Source organism: uncultured Photobacterium sp., assembly GCF_947039875.1.
Lineage (GTDB): Bacteria > Pseudomonadota > Gammaproteobacteria > Enterobacterales > Vibrionaceae > Photobacterium.
This window is the reverse complement of record NZ_CAMRAN010000024.1, coordinates 1-15,468: the sequence shown is the minus strand read 5'-3', so window position 1 is coordinate 15,468 and position 15,468 is coordinate 1. Positions and strand designations below refer to the sequence as shown.

At 39.4% G+C, this 15,468-nt stretch carries 14 protein-coding genes; 7 read left to right on the top strand and 7 right to left on the bottom strand.

All coding sequences use genetic code 11. The features are described from left to right. Positions 1 to 213: 213 nt before the first annotated feature. From Q0V26_RS10160 to Q0V26_RS10140, 5 genes are all read left to right on the top strand, one after another. Entirely contained in the window at positions 214 to 3,057 is a 2,844-nt protein-coding gene (locus Q0V26_RS10160) for a molybdopterin cofactor-binding domain-containing protein (RefSeq protein WP_297481478.1), read from the top strand. Next, positions 3,054 to 3,584: a 2Fe-2S iron-sulfur cluster-binding protein gene (locus Q0V26_RS10155; protein WP_080156381.1), complete on the top strand. Its 531-nt coding sequence runs from the start codon at positions 3,054 to 3,056 to the stop codon at positions 3,582 to 3,584. Before Q0V26_RS10160 ends, Q0V26_RS10155 begins: the two co-directional genes overlap by 4 nt. Further along, the gene (locus Q0V26_RS10150; protein WP_297481476.1) at positions 3,581 to 4,852 is read left to right on the top strand and encodes a cytochrome c; all 1,272 of its coding nucleotides are present in this window, start codon (positions 3,581 to 3,583) and stop codon (positions 4,850 to 4,852) included. Before Q0V26_RS10155 ends, Q0V26_RS10150 begins: the two co-directional genes overlap by 4 nt. 74 nt (positions 4,853 to 4,926) lie before the next feature. Further along, on the top strand, positions 4,927 to 5,907 hold the full coding sequence (locus tag Q0V26_RS10145; protein WP_297481474.1) for an XdhC family protein: 981 nt from the start codon (positions 4,927 to 4,929) through the stop codon (positions 5,905 to 5,907). Then, complete coding sequence (locus Q0V26_RS10140) at positions 5,879 to 6,469, top strand: NTP transferase domain-containing protein (RefSeq protein ID WP_297481472.1); 591 nt, start codon at positions 5,879 to 5,881, stop codon at positions 6,467 to 6,469. The genes Q0V26_RS10145 and Q0V26_RS10140 overlap by 29 nt, the downstream gene beginning before the upstream one ends. Before the next feature lie 100 nt (positions 6,470 to 6,569). Here the strand turns inward: Q0V26_RS10140 and Q0V26_RS10135 are convergent, their stop codons facing one another. From Q0V26_RS10135 to Q0V26_RS10125, 3 genes are all read right to left on the bottom strand, one after another. Further along, positions 6,570 to 7,622 carry a succinylglutamate desuccinylase/aspartoacylase family protein gene (locus tag Q0V26_RS10135; protein ID WP_297481470.1) on the bottom strand — a complete coding sequence of 351 codons (1,053 nt, stop codon included), beginning with the start codon at positions 7,620 to 7,622 and terminating at the stop codon, positions 6,570 to 6,572. A 228-nt stretch (positions 7,623 to 7,850) separates the two neighbouring features. Beyond that, positions 7,851 to 9,182: a peptidoglycan DD-metalloendopeptidase family protein gene (locus Q0V26_RS10130; protein ID WP_297481468.1), complete on the bottom strand. Its 1,332-nt coding sequence runs from the start codon at positions 9,180 to 9,182 to the stop codon at positions 7,851 to 7,853. Positions 9,183 to 9,483: 301 nt separating this feature from the next. After that, entirely contained in the window at positions 9,484 to 9,780 is a 297-nt protein-coding gene (locus tag Q0V26_RS10125) for a hypothetical protein (RefSeq protein WP_297481466.1), read from the bottom strand. 155 nt (positions 9,781 to 9,935) lie between these two features. On the opposite strand from Q0V26_RS10125, the gene Q0V26_RS10120 reads away from it, so the two are divergent. Further along, the gene (locus tag Q0V26_RS10120; RefSeq protein WP_297481465.1) at positions 9,936 to 10,376 is read left to right on the top strand and encodes a bifunctional diaminohydroxyphosphoribosylaminopyrimidine deaminase/5-amino-6-(5-phosphoribosylamino)uracil reductase RibD; all 441 of its coding nucleotides are present in this window, start codon (positions 9,936 to 9,938) and stop codon (positions 10,374 to 10,376) included. Positions 10,377 to 10,495: 119 nt separating this feature from the next. Here Q0V26_RS10120 and Q0V26_RS10115 read toward each other — a convergent pair whose 3' ends face one another. From Q0V26_RS10115 to tal, 3 genes are all read right to left on the bottom strand, one after another. Then, on the bottom strand, positions 10,496 to 10,807 hold the full coding sequence (locus Q0V26_RS10115) for a cation diffusion facilitator family transporter (protein WP_297481463.1): 312 nt from the start codon (positions 10,805 to 10,807) through the stop codon (positions 10,496 to 10,498). 762 nt (positions 10,808 to 11,569) lie between these two features. After that, positions 11,570 to 13,564: a transketolase gene (gene tkt / locus Q0V26_RS10110; protein WP_297481461.1), complete on the bottom strand. Its 1,995-nt coding sequence runs from the start codon at positions 13,562 to 13,564 to the stop codon at positions 11,570 to 11,572. Positions 13,565 to 13,645: 81 nt separating this feature from the next. Continuing rightward, complete coding sequence (gene tal / locus Q0V26_RS10105; RefSeq protein WP_297481459.1) at positions 13,646 to 14,596, bottom strand: transaldolase; 951 nt, start codon at positions 14,594 to 14,596, stop codon at positions 13,646 to 13,648. A gap of 31 nt (positions 14,597 to 14,627) precedes the next feature. Here tal and Q0V26_RS10100 point away from each other — a divergent pair, with 31 nt between their 5' ends. Next, positions 14,628 to 14,801 (top strand): hypothetical protein, encoded by a 174-nt coding sequence (locus Q0V26_RS10100; protein WP_297481457.1) that lies wholly within the window; start codon positions 14,628 to 14,630, stop codon positions 14,799 to 14,801. A 476-nt stretch (positions 14,802 to 15,277) separates the two neighbouring features. Here Q0V26_RS10100 and Q0V26_RS10095 read toward each other — a convergent pair. Beyond that, a partial coding sequence (locus Q0V26_RS10095; RefSeq protein WP_297481455.1) for a cold-shock protein occupies positions 15,278 to 15,468 on the bottom strand: 191 nt, incomplete at its 5' end.

The window sequence follows — 15,468 nt, the reverse complement described above, 5'->3', positions numbered from 1 at the left end:
TATTCATATTTTTGCTTTTAATTGATTGTTTCGTATATGATGCAGGGGTTTAAAATGCGTAATATTAAGCATATCTATTGTGCATAAATAGTAATTTTAATTTGATTTTCTTATTGTTGTTAATAACCATGGCTATTGTGTGGTATTTAATAAAAAAGAATTTTCATTTTGAAATATAATAAAAATTATAGTGAGAATGTGAAGGAGTTAATCATGTCAATGGAACTTTCGCGAAGGAGTTTTATTAAACATGGTATCATTGCTGGTATCTGCGTTTATACAGTCCCCGCTTTAGCCCGATTTAATCTTAATTTAGATGGCAGTAATAGTTTAGTTGCTCCTGAATTAGCATCATCTTGGAAATCTGATTTTAAAGTACGTTTTCGAAGTGATGCTATTGCTAAAGTAACGGGTGAAAAAGTGTATGGACGTGATTTGCGATCAACTGATATTAATGGTTGGCCAAGTGAGCAGTCATGGGCTTTTTATATTCGTGCCGATCGTGCTGATCGTATCTATCAAGGTGTTGATTTAAGTTTATTACCTGCAAATGCTCAGCCAAGTAATATTGTTACTGGATCAACATTAACCAAAGATAAGATTGAATTACCACAATTTTATGGCACTAATATGTTGGTTACTGAAGGTGCAATGCCTGACTATATTGGTCAAGTCGTCATGCTACTTATTTTTGATGACTTTATCACTTATCATCGCGCTAAAGGTATATTGCAATTTAATAGTGAAATTATTAAATATGGTAAACAACAACCATTAGTTGCCGCAGAAAAAGATCCGTGGGGTGTGTGGCGAATTACTCGTGAACAAGGTAATGCTGAGGGCGTCTTACCTGATAAATACAGTCCATTAAAAAATGGTGTTAATTTCCCTAATTATGTTGACCATAAACCATTTTGGCCAAAGCCCAATCATTTAGGTACAGCATTAGAGCAACAAATGGCGGTTGCTGACGATATTAAAGCAAGCTTAAAAGATGATAATAATTTTGTGTTAGATCGTAATTATCAAACTCAATTTATTGATCCGATGTTTTTAGAGCCCGAATGTTTTAATGGTTGGTTTGATCCTAAAACACAGACTATGCATACCATTCCTTCTTCGCAATCTCCAGCTAACTTCTTTGGTTTTGCAACCAAGATGCTTAACAATGGTCCTCTTGCAGGTAAAGTGAAGAACTTGGTGGTGCACTCGCCTTTTATTGGTGGTGGCTTTGGTGGTAAAGATCACTCTATATTGCCTTTCTATGGTCTATTAGCGGCGATGTACAGTAAACATCCTGTACGTATGGCAAACGATCGCTTCCAACAGTTTCAATCAGGTTTAAAACGTCATCCTTTTAAGATGCACAACCAATTAGCGATTGATAAAACAACCGGTAAATTCCAAGGGATTGTGAGTTACATGGATCTTGATGGCGGTGGCCGTGAAAACTTCAGCTCTGTTGTTGCTGAAGTCGGCGCGAGTGCATTGCAGTCAATTTATTATTTCCCTAAAAATGATATTACCGCTGTTGCCAATGTGTCTGAAAATCCCGCATCAGGTTCTATGCGTGGTTTTGGTACGTTACAGACAATGTCAGCCATGGAAATGATGGTTAATGAAGCAGCACAATTACTCAATATTGATCCGATTGATTTAAGACTTCGCAATACGATCCAAACGGGCCAATTGAATACCCAAGGTGCGGTACCAACTAGCACTGAACATTATGCTGAAATATTAAAACAAGCACAGCAGCATGAAATGTGGACCCAGCGTGAACAACGCCGTAAAACCTATGAAGCGAAATATCCAAATAAACGCTTTGGTACGGGTTTTGCCATTTGTACTAAAGATTATGGTGCGGGTGATGATGCACCTTCAACTTATATTGAAATGGATAAAAACGGTCGTTTAGTGATGGGTATTTCTGCGGTGGAAATCGGCACTGGCGCACAAACATCACAAGCCGCTGTTTTAGCTGATTATTTTGGCCGTCCTGCTGATACTATCAACCTTGCTGAAGTGCATGGTTGGGATCCATTACAGATGATCAATACTCAATCACCATTTACGATGAGCCAAGCCTACCAAGATAAAATGCAACAAAATCCGCGTTGGACACCGACGATTCCTTACGCATCGTCTGCATCAACGTCGGCTTATTTCCAATCTAAAGCAACAGAAAATGCAGCGAAAGTGATTTTTGAATACGGATTATGGCCTGCGGCAAAAGCTATTTGGACTAAGTTGTATTACAGCGGTGATCTGGCTGCGATAGATTTTGGTGCAATGGAAGATGCTGTTTGGGTTGAGGGTAAGTTAAGTGCTAAAGGCATGGAACCATTACCTCTTGATATGCTAGCACAGCATGTCCATCAGCAAGGTTTAGTGACCGGTGCAATGGTGCATACATTTAACCGTTGGGGCTGGGTGGATGCAGATTTCACTGTTGAAGGACAGACAAAAACGTATCAATTAGATGCAATGGCAGTGAAATATGGCCATGGTGCTAATGCGAATAAGAAAAAATTAATGGCCAGTGATGGCTGGCATTTATTAGACCGTAGCAATGTTAACTATCCAGCGACTGTTTTAAATAATGCAATGGTGGTGTATTACGCCCCTTGTGCAGTCTTGGTCGAATTAGCGGTTGAAGAAGGCTCAGGTAAAGTTGAAATTGTTGCCACTCAAACTTGGCTTGATGCAGGTAAAGTGATTGTTAAAGAGTTGGTTGAAGGTCAAATTGAAGGCGGTTTGGTGATGGGGATTGGGCATGTATTGCACGAATACTTACCACCAGGTGAAGAAGGTCCAGGTAATGGTACTTGGAACCTCAATCGTTATCAGGTGCCATTAGCGACAGATGTGGGTGTATGGCAAATGAATCATACTATTTTGCCGCCATTTAATAACTCTGATCAGCGCAAAGGTATTGCTGAAGTGGTGATGATTCCAATTGTCGCAGCTGTTACTGAAGCACTTTACCAAATTACTAATAAACGCTTTTACCACTTACCTGTAACGGCTAATGATATTAAGGAAGCACTCGCATGATCACTGTAACAATGACTATTAACGGTAATGTTGTCGGTCCAGTTGATGTTGATGAATCAGTGAAAATGATTGATTTTCTTCATGAATATCAAGGGTTAACTGGTACTAAATTTGGTTGTGGTATTGGTGTTTGTCACGCCTGCTCTATCATTGTGGATGATGCCGATGGTGGATCGCATACGGAACGTACTTGTATTAATGGTGTTGGTAATTTTAACGGCAAAAAACTGCGTACCGTCGAAGGTCACGCAAAACGTAATTTAATGGGGCAGATCACAGCATTAAGCCCAGTACAGCAAACATTTGTGGATCATTTTTCTTTTCAATGTGGTTGGTGTACTTCTGGTTTTGTTAATGAATCAACCGTATTAGTTGAGCAATTAGCCAAGCAACCTGTCGATAAAGAACAGGTTGAGAATGTGATTGAAAACGCATTAAAAAAACATATTTGCCGTTGTTCTGGTTACCGTAAATACTATGTTGGTTTGCGAGATTTAGTACTGTCACAGCCGGGGTTAGTCAAATGAAACCGAGTTTAAAAATCAGTGCCGTTTGTGGTTTATTATTAAGTAGCAGCACAGTGTATGCACAAGCCGAATCAACGGATACACAAGCGCCATTATCCGAAAACATGGCACAATTGATCGCGCAAGGTAAATACTTAGCGGCTGCGGGTGATTGCAGTGGTTGTCATACTATTGATAGTGGTCAAGTTTATGGTGGTGGGCGTGCATTTGATACGCCGTTTGGTACTCTATATTCAACTAATATTAGTAGTGATAAACAGCACGGTATTGGTAATTACAGTTATCAGCAATTTGTTGATGCGGTACGTAATGGTGTTGCGCCTAAAGGTAATTTATACCCTGCGATGCCTTATGCGTCGTATCACCGCATTAACGATCACGATATGCACGCGTTATATGCGTATTTCATGCAAACCAAACCTGCGACTCAACCGAATAGAGAAAATGGGATTGGGTTCCCGTTCAATATTCGTATGGGATTAAAAGTCTGGAATCTTATCGCGTTTGATAAACCGACCTTTACACCTACCGCGGATAAAACGCCATTATGGAATCGTGGTAAATATCTAGTGCAAGGATTAGGCCACTGTGGTGAGTGTCATACTCCGCGTAATTTTATGATGGCAACGGAGCAACAACACGCACTAGAAGGTGCGGTAGTTAATAATCTTAATGCGCCTAATATTACCTCAAAAAATCTTGCTCAAGAACATTGGACATTTAATAATTTAGCCCAGTTCTTAAAAACAGGACAATCACCGAAAGGCACTGCGTTTAATGATATGTTCATCGTTGAGAAACATAGTCTAACTCAACTGGACGATCATGATATTACTGCAATAACCAGTTATTTATTGAATCAAACACAACCACCACAATCGGCTGTGGCACAACCTAAGTTAACGTCACTTGTTACATCACAATTTGACACTAAACTACCAGGATACCGTATCTATATGGATAAGTGTTCTGGTTGCCATGGTCAAAATGGCCAGGGGACACCAAATGTAGCCCCTGCGTTAGAAAATAATGCGACTATTGAAAACAGTAATATTTTCAATACGGTAGCTGTTTTAAATAATGGTATTGAGCGACAAAGTTACAGCCAGAATCAAACTTATTATGCTATGCCTGGATATAAAAATAGCTTAAATAACCAACAAATGGCTGATTTGATAATGTATTTGCATAAACGTTTTTCTTCACAAGTAACAACGACCACCGCAAAGCAAGTCGCGGCAGTTAAAAAGCAATTAGCTAACGATTAAGCTTAAGATTAGCCTGCATTATTGCAGGCTAACTTTGGTATTGTTGTTATAGTAAACAAAGTGATAGACGACTTATGAATGCCTTAGATAAACACGTATTATTAGATTGTCAGACATGGCTACACCAAGGGAAATCAGTGTGGTTATGTACTATTTTGTCCACTTATGGATCGGCTCCCCGTCCTGTTGGCGCTTTATTTGCTACTGATGGTGATATTCGCTCAGGATCGGTATCTGGTGGGTGTATTGAAGATGCTTTTATGAAGTTAATTCAACAACATGAGCTAGATAAACCACTGCAAGTGTTTGATTATGGTACCCATTTAGCCGCAAATGGTAGCCAATATGAACTGCCGTGTGGTGGTCACATCTCTTTATTAATTGAACATTTATACCCTGATAATTGTTATTTGGTTGACGATTGGTTAATGGCTGCGGAACAAACGTCCACTTTTATTCGTGCTGTCAATATTGAGACTGAGCAACGTAATATTGTCAGTGGTACAGATACTACGCCATATCCTTCCCCCTGGTTAATGGTGCATTACCAACAACATTGGCAATTACTATTATTGGGCATAAGCCAAGTCAGTGAAGAGGTTGCACGGTTAGCCGTGAGAGCGGGATTTACTGTAAGATTGTGTGATATTCGTGAAAATTACAGTCAAAGTTGGCGTTGGACAGCGGCAGAAGGGGGCATTGATGTTGAATGGTGCTCTGCGGATGCTTTTGTTGAGCGTTATACCAATGTTTATACCGCAGTGTTAGCACTTGCCCATGATCCTCGTGTTGATGACATGGGATTAATGGGAGCATTAGAGTCCAATGCGTTTTATATTGGTGCATTAGGTTCACATGCGAACAGTGCTCGTCGTCGTGAACGATTAATGCGAATTGGTGAATATACACAGTCACAATTAGCACGATTACATGCGCCAATTGGAATTGCTATTGGTAGTAAGACCCCGTTTGAAATTGCCATTGCCGTGATCGCAGAAGTTATCGCAGTAAAAAACGGCATTGACTGTGATTCATGGCATTATCACCATGGTTGATTGTGTGATACCGGCTGCGGGGCTGTCATCACGAATGGGGGCATGGAAACCTATACTACCTTATCGTGACAGTACACTACTCGATATTGCCATTGAACACGCCTTGGTCTTTTGTTCAAGAGTAATAGTCGTTGCCGGTTATCGCGCTGATGAACTGGTACAGCGATACCGACATCAGCCACATATTCTGGTGGTGGTGAATCCTGATTATCAACAAGGCATGTTAAGCTCTATTCAAAAGGGAATTGCAGCGGTAGCTAGTTCATGGTTTTTTATTACTCATGCCGATATGCCTTGTATCGATCCGCAGGTATTTTCGCTGTTATCGCAAATGCGTCATGCTGCCGTAGTGTTTCCTGGTAATAAGCAACAAACAGGGCATCCCGTTTTAATTGATGCTGCGTTAATTCCATGCATTTTAGCCTTACCAACGACGGCTAAAATGAAGCAAGTATTGCAAACAGGTGAAGAGCAATATTTACAGTTAGATGCATCAAGTGGTATTTATCATGATATTGATACACCTGAAAAATATCAGCAATTACTTCGGGCATGCAAATAAACAGTAAGCTACAAAATAAATACCATAAAAAGAGAAGCCAATGATGCTTCTCTTTTTGTTTGTACTTTATTTAGAGACTTTTTTTAATGATAATGATGAATTAACTGGTCATACCCCATTTTAAATCATCATCAAGCTCTTCAATAGCATCGTAAAGATAAGACTCAACTTGCTCTTCTACTAAGCCATCAGGTTCTTCAAAAAACGCAATGTGGAAAATAGCATCACCTTCGTTTACGAGTGGTAGTGTTTGCTGACCAATGACAATGCCACCTTGTGGTGCAATCACTGTTATTTGATTGCTACCAGCAGGATCACTGATCGTCGCAATCACTTGGTTTTTATTTACTTTTTCACCTAATGCAACGTGTGAGCGTAGTAAGCCATCAGAATCAGCACGTACCCAACGTGTCGCCTTTGGCACCATTGGCTCTACTATTTTTTTACTGCGACTCGTACGTAACATTTCTAAGTACTGCATTACTTTTAATACACCTTGTACACCTGAACCAACGGCATGGGCATCAAGGCGAAGTGCTTCACCTGCTTCAAAGGTGATCACGGGAATATTAAATTCTTCGGCTGCGGCACGTAATGAGCCTTCACGAAGGCTAGCGTCAACAACTACCGGAGAGCCAAATGCCATTGCCATTGCTTGAGCCTGTGGGTTATCAAGATTTGCACGAATTTGTGGTAAGTTCGTACGATAAATAGCGGCAGTATGCAAATCAACCACATGAGTAGCTCGGCGTACAACTTGGTTAAAGTATTGATATGCCATACGGCCTGCGATGGAGCCGCGTTCTGCGCCTGGAAAACAACGGTTTAAATCTCGGCGATCTGGAAGATAACGTGATTTATGAATAAAGCCAAACACGTTAACGACAGGCACAGCAATAATAGTGCCGTGTAGTTTTGATAAATCTATTTTTTCAATAACTTGACGTACAACTTCAATACCGTTGAGCTCATCACCATGAATAGCAGCATTGATCAGTAATACTGGGCCTGGATGTTTTCCATGCAGAATATCAACAGAGACTGATAATGGGGAGTGAGTATATAGGCGAGCAATTTCAAGTTCGCAATTGGCATGGCTTCCCGGTTCAACCATGAGATCTGCAAATTCAAACGGGATATTTTTTGTGGCCATAGATACGTCCTGTATATGGGCTATTGAGAGATAATAATTAATTCATATTTTTGCAATAGAACTGCGTTATAACGCCTTGAGAATAATCATTAAGTCCATTTTAAAACAGGAACGATATCACGTTTAATTAGATTTAAAGTAACATAAATGTATCAGAGTGTATCTGAGGTAAGGTGCTCTGTTTAATAAAGGCATTACTGTGGGTCAGCAATGCCTTTATAGGGATTATCACAAATCTTTCGGTTCGTTGATCGCGACTTGAATCTCAGTCTCTTTCGGTGGTAATGGCTGCTGCATTAAACGGTTGTATTGCACTACATCAAGCTCAAAGGCTTTCTTTTGTTTATGTGAAACCGATGCAGCTAATGGAATCTTCGCTGTTAATGGGTTAACAGGTTTGCCACGTACCAACAATTCATAGTGAATATGAGGGCCAGTAACACGTCCAGTTCTACCAGATAATGCGATTTTTTGACCGCGTTTTACACGTTGACCAACTTTGACCAAGATGCGGCTATTATGTAGGTAACGGGTACTGTAATTAGCACTGTGTTTGATTACCACATAACGGCCTGCATAAGGGTGGTTTGTGACACGAGTGACAACACCATCACTGGTTGCTAATACTGGAGTGCCTGTTGGCACGGCAAAATCGACTCCGTTATGTGGCTGAATACGTCCTGTTACTGGATGGCGACGATAAGGGTCAAAGCGTGAACTAATACGGAACGGTTTTGTTGTTGGATAACGTAAAAACGCGCGCTGTAAGCTTTCACCATTTTGATCATAGAAGTTACCGTCACTGCTTAAATAAGCAGAATATTGGTGTTTTTTGGTGAAAATGCGAATAGCTTGGAGTTCAGTATCACCACTCGCTTGGTCATTGATATACTTAGCTTTGCTAACAACTTCAAATCGATCGCCTGTTTTTACGTCTTGCTGAAAATTCAGTTTATCTTTAAAGATGGCAATGATTTCATTAATTTCACTGTCTTTTAAACCTGCTTTTTGAGCGGAAAGACTAAAACTTCCACGAATATTACCGTTGATGACTTTTTCTCGCCATACTCCAGGTAAGATAACTTCTTTAACATCAAAGTCGTTATTTTTATCTCGCGTATAGTCAATAGTACGTGCGACGTTAAATTGTAATTGGAGTTTATTTAAGCGATGATCAGTGTCTGTTACCCAAAATCGTAAAATATCTTTTGGACGTAAGTTATCAATTTGTAAGCTATTTAAATCTGCCGCCATGATGTCTTTTATATCAGATTGCGGTAAATTTAAACGAGAAAAGATTCCACTCAGTGTATCGCCTTGCTTAACTTTATATTCATAAGTTGGTGGCAATATAATATTTTTGGTTACTGCTGCTGGTTTTAAAGTATTTAATACAACTTGAGGCGTAGTAATTAAAGGCAGTTGTATTTCTTTATGGTGTGCTAATGATGTGGTGTTAATTGATAATACGGCAGCTGTAGTGATGATTGAGAGCCCAACTAGGCTAATAAGGCGATAGTTTACAAAATTAGTTAGTGCTGTCGTTTTAAACGTAAACATAATACTCGTTCGTTCTTTTATTTTTAAATGAGTGCGTTGGCACTTGGCTTATTTGGCGAATAGGTATCAAAACATAGCCTTTCTGAACCTTAAATGAATTAATGCTGTAGGGGCTGTTTTTTTACTTAATTTCTCAATGATTACATCTATAAAGTATATAAATAATGATTATAAGGTATTTTTACTCTCAAGGATGTAGAAAAAGCAATTTCGTCCAGCTAATTGATGCAATATTAAGCTGGACGAATATTATATTAAGGGAATAAAAGATAATGGTTGATTATCTTTATTGTTATTTGTATTAGTTGTGACTTTGATAGCTACTGGTGTATTTTTTCTTAGGACGAAGTACGACTTCTCGTTGTTCTAAATGCGGATCTTTATGAGAATTGATCTGTAAATAGTTATTGATATTTATCGAATTTACTACATTGGTCTGAATTTTTTCTGCGGCTGTTAATTGATGAGTATGATCAATATACTCAATCAGGTGCTGAGTCGTTAACGGGGGCTGTTTGCCGGTGGTAGGCATCGATGCTAAAGCCGAGAATGAATGCAGTGCTAGCGATAATGCTAACGTTATTATTAATCGTTTCATGAAAAACCTCATGTTATTCAGAACGGGTATTTAAACCTACGGCACCTGAATTGAGGGTGAGTCATTGATTCATATATCATTCATGGCTTCAACATAACGGTTAGCCTGATTTCGGTATAGAATAGATTCTCTGTGATCATTAAAGTGAAGTTGTTATGACAGATTTAGCGCAAGAAATCAGCTTTATGCAGCGTGCATTAGCATTATCACATCAAGCATTGCCAGCTTGCCGTCCTAACCCACCTGTTGGGTGTGTGCTAGTGCGAGATGGAAAAATTGTGAGTGAAGGTTTTACGCAGTTACCGGGGTGTCATCATGCAGAAGCGATGGCATTAGCAAATTATGCATCGTCACTTAACGATGTAACCGCTTATGTGACTTTAGAGCCTTGTTCGTTTGTTGGTCGTACACCATCCTGTGCACATACTTTGGTTGAAAAAGGGATAAAGCGAGTCGTAGTTGCTACCCTTGATCCTGACCCACGAAATAGTGGCAAGGGTATTGATGTTTTAAAACAGGCTGGTATTGAAGTAAGTGTTGGTTTGTGTGAGCAAGAGGTTTTTACGTTTATATCGCCATACTTATTAAATAAGTAAAAATATATTATTACAAAAATAAATAAACAAAAGCCGATTTAAATGAATAATATAATTATTATTGCTATTAAATCGGCTTTTAAAATATCACGAATAAAAACGTAAACTTGAATAACTAATTATTTAGTTGACGTTTTGTGATGCTCTCGAGATGATTCTTTATGATCATGCTCTTTAGCTTTGTGATGACGGTGTTCGTCATGTTCATGGCGGTCGCCATGAGTTTGTTCTGGATGTTTATGGCCTTTAGGATCGCCACCATGCTGAGTGTGTGGGTGGCTTTTTTCATGGTCACGTACTTCATGGTGGTCACGGTCATGTTTGTGTTCAACTTCTTCACTGTAGCGACGTTCCATCTTCACATGTTCAGCTTCAGCTGTATGTTGATGACCTTTTTGAGAACCTTGATGCTCTTGGCTATTATGACTCATATTCTTAATCCTTCAATAAACAGCGTTAATAATAAGTTTGTGTCTGTCTATGAAATTTAATTTACGCTTATTTTAAATTTTGACAATATACTTTTTTATAATCAAATATTCTATTTTTGATAATTGCTGAATAATAAAAATAGGTATAAAGAATAGAAATCATCATATGGGAAATTAATTAAATATAATTGTTAATCTTTATATTAGTCTATAAAAATGGAAACATAGCTATTAATAATGACAATGTATTTAAAGGGGAATAAAACGGTTATTTGTTTTTTGACGGAATAAGTATTAATTAATAGTTATTTATTATGGTTAATGGACTTGAGTATTGAATAATATATCTACACTATGAATTAAATGTTAAATAATAGCCCATAAAATGAGCGTAAAAAGTAGCATCGAGTGCGATTGCTAAAGAATCGTAATCATCGTGATAAAGAACTCAACTCTAAAAGCATCACGCTTAAGAAATGGATGTCGGGCTAATTTTTGATAGCTTTATATCATATAGCAAGCGGCATTTTGTCTTTCAACAAGGTGAAATTTATTGTGGATATCAGTTAAAATTATTTTTTGGGAGTGATTCCCGTTTAAATTAACGAGAAAATAATGACTGCTTGCGGATGATTATGAAGCAATACTTATGAAGTAACACTTAGATCATAAAAAACAGATAAAAAAATAGCCTAACATTCGTTAGACCATTTTTAGATTCGTTATTTAAGAACAAAAATACGGTTCTTATTAACTATTAACTTATGCTAGTAGTTCTTTAGCATTGTTAACGATGTTTTCAACAGTAAAGCCGAACATTTTGAATAACTCTTCAGCAGGCGCTGATTCACCAAATGTTGTCATACCGATAATACGACCGTTAAGGCCTACATACTTGTACCAGTAATCAGCAATACCCGCTTCAATAGCAATACGAGCTGTAACGTCTGCTGGTAGAACACTTTCACGGTAAGCGGCATCTTGCTTATCAAACAAATCAGTAGCAGGCATAGAAACTAGACGTACTTGACGACCAGCTGCTGTTAGTTCTGCGTATGCTTCTGCTGCGATACCCACTTCAGAACCTGTTGCAATTAAGATTAGCTCTGGCTTACCAGCACAATCTTTAAGGATGTAACCACCCTTAACGATGTTAGCTACTTGCTCTGCAGTACGATCTTGTTGAGTTAGGTTTTGACGAGAGAAGATTAAAGATGTTGGACCATCTTTACGTTCAATCGCGTATTTCCAAGAAACAGCAGATTCAACTTGGTCACATGGGCGCCATGTGCTCATGTTTGGTGTTAGACGTAGAGATGATACTTGCTCAACTGGTTGGTGAGTTGGACCATCTTCGCCTAGACCGATTGAATCGTGTGTGTACACTTGAATGTTCTGAACTTTCATCAGAGCAGCCATGCGTAGTGCGTTACGTGCGTATTCCATGAACATTAGGAATGTTGCGCCGTAAGGAACGAAACCACCGTGTAGTGCCATACCGTTGATGATTGCAGTCATACCAAATTCACGAACACCGTAGTGAATGTAGTTGCCTGAAGCATCAGTTGGTGTGATTGACTTAGAACCAGACCACATAGTTAGGTTTGAAGGCGCTAGGTCAGCAGAACCGCCCATGAATTCAGGTAATAGTTTACCAAATGCTTCAAGTGCGTTTTGAGAGGCTTTACGTGATGCAATATTAGCTGGGTTTGCTTGTAGATCAGCAATAACTTTGCTTGTTTCAGCTTCCCAGTTAGCAGGTAGACCACCGTTCATACGACGAGTAAACTCAGCCGCTAGCCCAGGGAATGCTGCTGTGTATGCTGCAAACTTCTCGTTCCAAGATGCTTGCTTCGCTTTACCTGCTTCTTTTGCATCCCACTCAGCATAGATGTCTGCTGGAATTTCAAAAGGACCGTGGTTCCAACCAAGGAATTCACGTGCTGCTTTGATTTCTTCAGCGCCTAGTGGAGCACCGTGACAGTCGTGAGAACCTGCCTTGTTTGGTGAACCAAAACCGATGATTGTTTTACAACAGATCAACGTAGGCTTAGCTGTTTCAGCTTTTGCTTCTTCAATAGCGGCATTGATTGCTGCTGCATCGTGGCCATCAACGCTACGAATTACGTGCCAGCCGTAAGCTTCAAAACGTTTAGCAGTATCGTCAGCGAACCAACCTTCAACTTCACCATCGATCGAGATGCCGTTGTCATCCCAGAAAGCAACTAGCTTACCAAGACCTAGCGTACCAGCTAGAGAACATGCTTCGTGAGAGATACCTTCCATCATACAACCGTCGCCCATGAAAGCGTAAGTGTTGTGGTTGACGATATCATGGCCTTCACGGTTGAATTGTGCAGCCATTGCTTTTTCAGCAAGCGCCATACCAACAGCGTTAGTAATACCTTGGCCTAGAGGACCTGTTGTTGTTTCAACGCCTGGCGCATAACCGTATTCTGGGTGACCCGGTGTTTTTGAATGCAGTTGACGGAAGTTTTTAAGATCGTCAATTGATAGGTCATAACCTGTTAGGTGAAGTAAAGAGTAAATAAGCATAGAGCCGTGGCCGTTTGATAGTACAAAACGGTCGCGATCTGCCCATTTAGGATCTTGTGGGTTATGGTCCATATGACCACGCCAAAGAACTTCTGCGATATCAGCCATACCCATAGGTGCGCCTGGGTGACCTGAATTTGCTTGTTGTACACCGTCCATGCTTAGAGCACGAATAGCGTTAGCTAACATTTTATGTTCCATAGTGTTTCCACCAAAATATTAAGTAAATTTTAAATTAAGAAAGCGGCTCTAGAAGCCGCTTTCTGAAATAGTGCTTAGCGATTAAAGACGATCTGCGATCATAGTCTCTAGTTTGCCTTGGTCTACTGCGAAGTTACGAATACCTTCAGCTAGTTTCTCAACAGCCATTGCTTCTTGGTTGTGATCCCATAGGAATTCAGCGTGAGTCATTGCAGCTGGGCGTGCTTTTAGCTCAGTTGCAGCAACAAGCTTAGGCTCTACAACACCTGTAGCATCTTCAAGTTCTTGAAGAAGTTGTGGGCTGATAGTTAGACGGTCACAACCAGCTAGCTCAAGAATTTCTTCAATGTTACGGAAGCTTGCGCCCATAACAACGGTATTGTAACCGTGTTGTTTGTAGTAGTTATAGATGTTAGTCACAGAGATCACGCCTGGATCTTCTTGCGCTTCAAAACTACGGCCTTCTTTCGCTTTGTACCAATCCATAATACGACCAACGAATGGTGAAATTAGGAATACGCCAGCTTCAGCACATGCACGTGCTTGAGCGAAAGAGAATAGAAGTGTTAGGTTACAGTTGATGCCTTCTTTTTCAAGAATCTCAGCTGCACGAATACCTTCCCAAGTAGATGCTAGTTTGATCAAAATACGATCGTTGCTGATACCTGCATCGTTGTAAAGTTTGATTAGGTGACGTGCTTTAATTACGCTGCTTTCAGTATCGAAAGAAAGGCGTGCATCAACTTCAGTCGAGATACGACCAGGAACAACGTTTAGGATTTCTTTACCAATGTTTACTGCAAGCATGTCGCAAGTATCTTGGATTTGCTGTGCTTTATCATTGCTTTGTGCTTTTGCATAAGCAATAGATTGGTCAATTAAAGGAGCGTACTCTGCAATTTGTGCCGCTTTTAAGATCAATGATGGATTTGTTGTCGCATCTTCAGGCTGGTATTTGCTGATATCTTTGATATCACCAGTGTCAGCAACAACAGTAGTTAGTGCGCGTAGTTGTTCTAATTTTGTGCTCATATCTATCGACCTTATGTATAGGGCTTATGTCATGATGGCATTAGTTATAGCCTTAAATGGCACCATGTTCAAAAGAATTAATACTTACTCTAAGTACATTAATGTGACCATTGACCCACAGCGTGAGCATATGGAATGCACTGGAGCATTTGATAAGTTGATAATTGTCTTTTTTGGCTTTTTTGTCAATTTAAAATGGGAATAAATCATATTCAGATCGCAATAAAAGCGGTTTTAGATTTTATTTATTGTTTTGTTATTGATGTGATGTGTTTATTTACTTTTTACAGGATGATCATTTGATCTGAAGGTTGATCATTTGTGCTGGATTATTAATGGTGAAAAGTTACTATTTTATTAAATAACAGCGGGTAAATGTTACATGACATTCATCAATACCAATTGATAATCTAATTTATTATCCTTTTATATCATTATCTACAGCGAATGCTTACGAGGATGATCAGGGATCTCATGCTTTAAGCGATGATAGCGTAATAATTGGATTGGTATAAATATTCACTTATGGATGTAAGAAGGAACGTAATAACAGTAAATGCGGTGATAGTTCAGTTAAGGCGTCGTTGAGTGATGATAGAGAAGACGGGGAATGGATTAAATAACGGATATAAAAAATGCCGGCCATAGCCAGCATTTTTATTATTTATCAACGAGGATAAATTAGATAGCTACAACGTTTGCAGCTTGAAGACCTTTTTGGCCTTGTTCTACTTCGAAAGACACTTTTTGGCCTTCAGCCAATGTCTTGAAGCCTTCAGAAGCGATAGCACGGAAGTGAACGAATACGTCAGCACCGCCGTTGTCTTGAGTAATAAAACCAAAACCTTTCTCTTCGTTAAACCATTTTACTA

Excerpts from the sequence above, each read along its gene's own strand:
- Q0V26_RS10160 (WP_297481478.1), top strand. The coding sequence starts at position 214 with ATGTCAATGGAACTTTCGCGAAGGAGTTTTATTAAACATGGTATCATT.
- Q0V26_RS10155 (WP_080156381.1), top strand. The coding sequence starts at position 3,054 with ATGATCACTGTAACAATGACTATTAACGGTAATGTTGTCGGTCCAGTT.
- Q0V26_RS10150 (WP_297481476.1), top strand. The coding sequence starts at position 3,581 with ATGAAACCGAGTTTAAAAATCAGTGCCGTTTGTGGTTTATTATTAAGT.
- Q0V26_RS10145 (WP_297481474.1), top strand. The coding sequence starts at position 4,927 with ATGAATGCCTTAGATAAACACGTATTATTAGATTGTCAGACATGGCTA.
- Q0V26_RS10135 (WP_297481470.1), bottom strand. The coding sequence starts at position 7,622 with ATGGCCACAAAAAATATCCCGTTTGAATTTGCAGATCTCATGGTTGAA.
- Q0V26_RS10130 (WP_297481468.1), bottom strand. The coding sequence starts at position 9,182 with ATGTTTACGTTTAAAACGACAGCACTAACTAATTTTGTAAACTATCGC.
- Q0V26_RS10125 (WP_297481466.1), bottom strand. The coding sequence starts at position 9,780 with ATGAAACGATTAATAATAACGTTAGCATTATCGCTAGCACTGCATTCA.
- Q0V26_RS10120 (WP_297481465.1), top strand. The coding sequence starts at position 9,936 with ATGACAGATTTAGCGCAAGAAATCAGCTTTATGCAGCGTGCATTAGCA.
- Q0V26_RS10115 (WP_297481463.1), bottom strand. The coding sequence starts at position 10,807 with ATGAGTCATAATAGCCAAGAGCATCAAGGTTCTCAAAAAGGTCATCAA.
- tkt (WP_297481461.1), bottom strand. The coding sequence starts at position 13,564 with ATGGAACATAAAATGTTAGCTAACGCTATTCGTGCTCTAAGCATGGAC.
- tal (WP_297481459.1), bottom strand. The coding sequence starts at position 14,596 with ATGAGCACAAAATTAGAACAACTACGCGCACTAACTACTGTTGTTGCT.
- Q0V26_RS10100 (WP_297481457.1), top strand. The coding sequence starts at position 14,628 with ATGATGGCATTAGTTATAGCCTTAAATGGCACCATGTTCAAAAGAATT.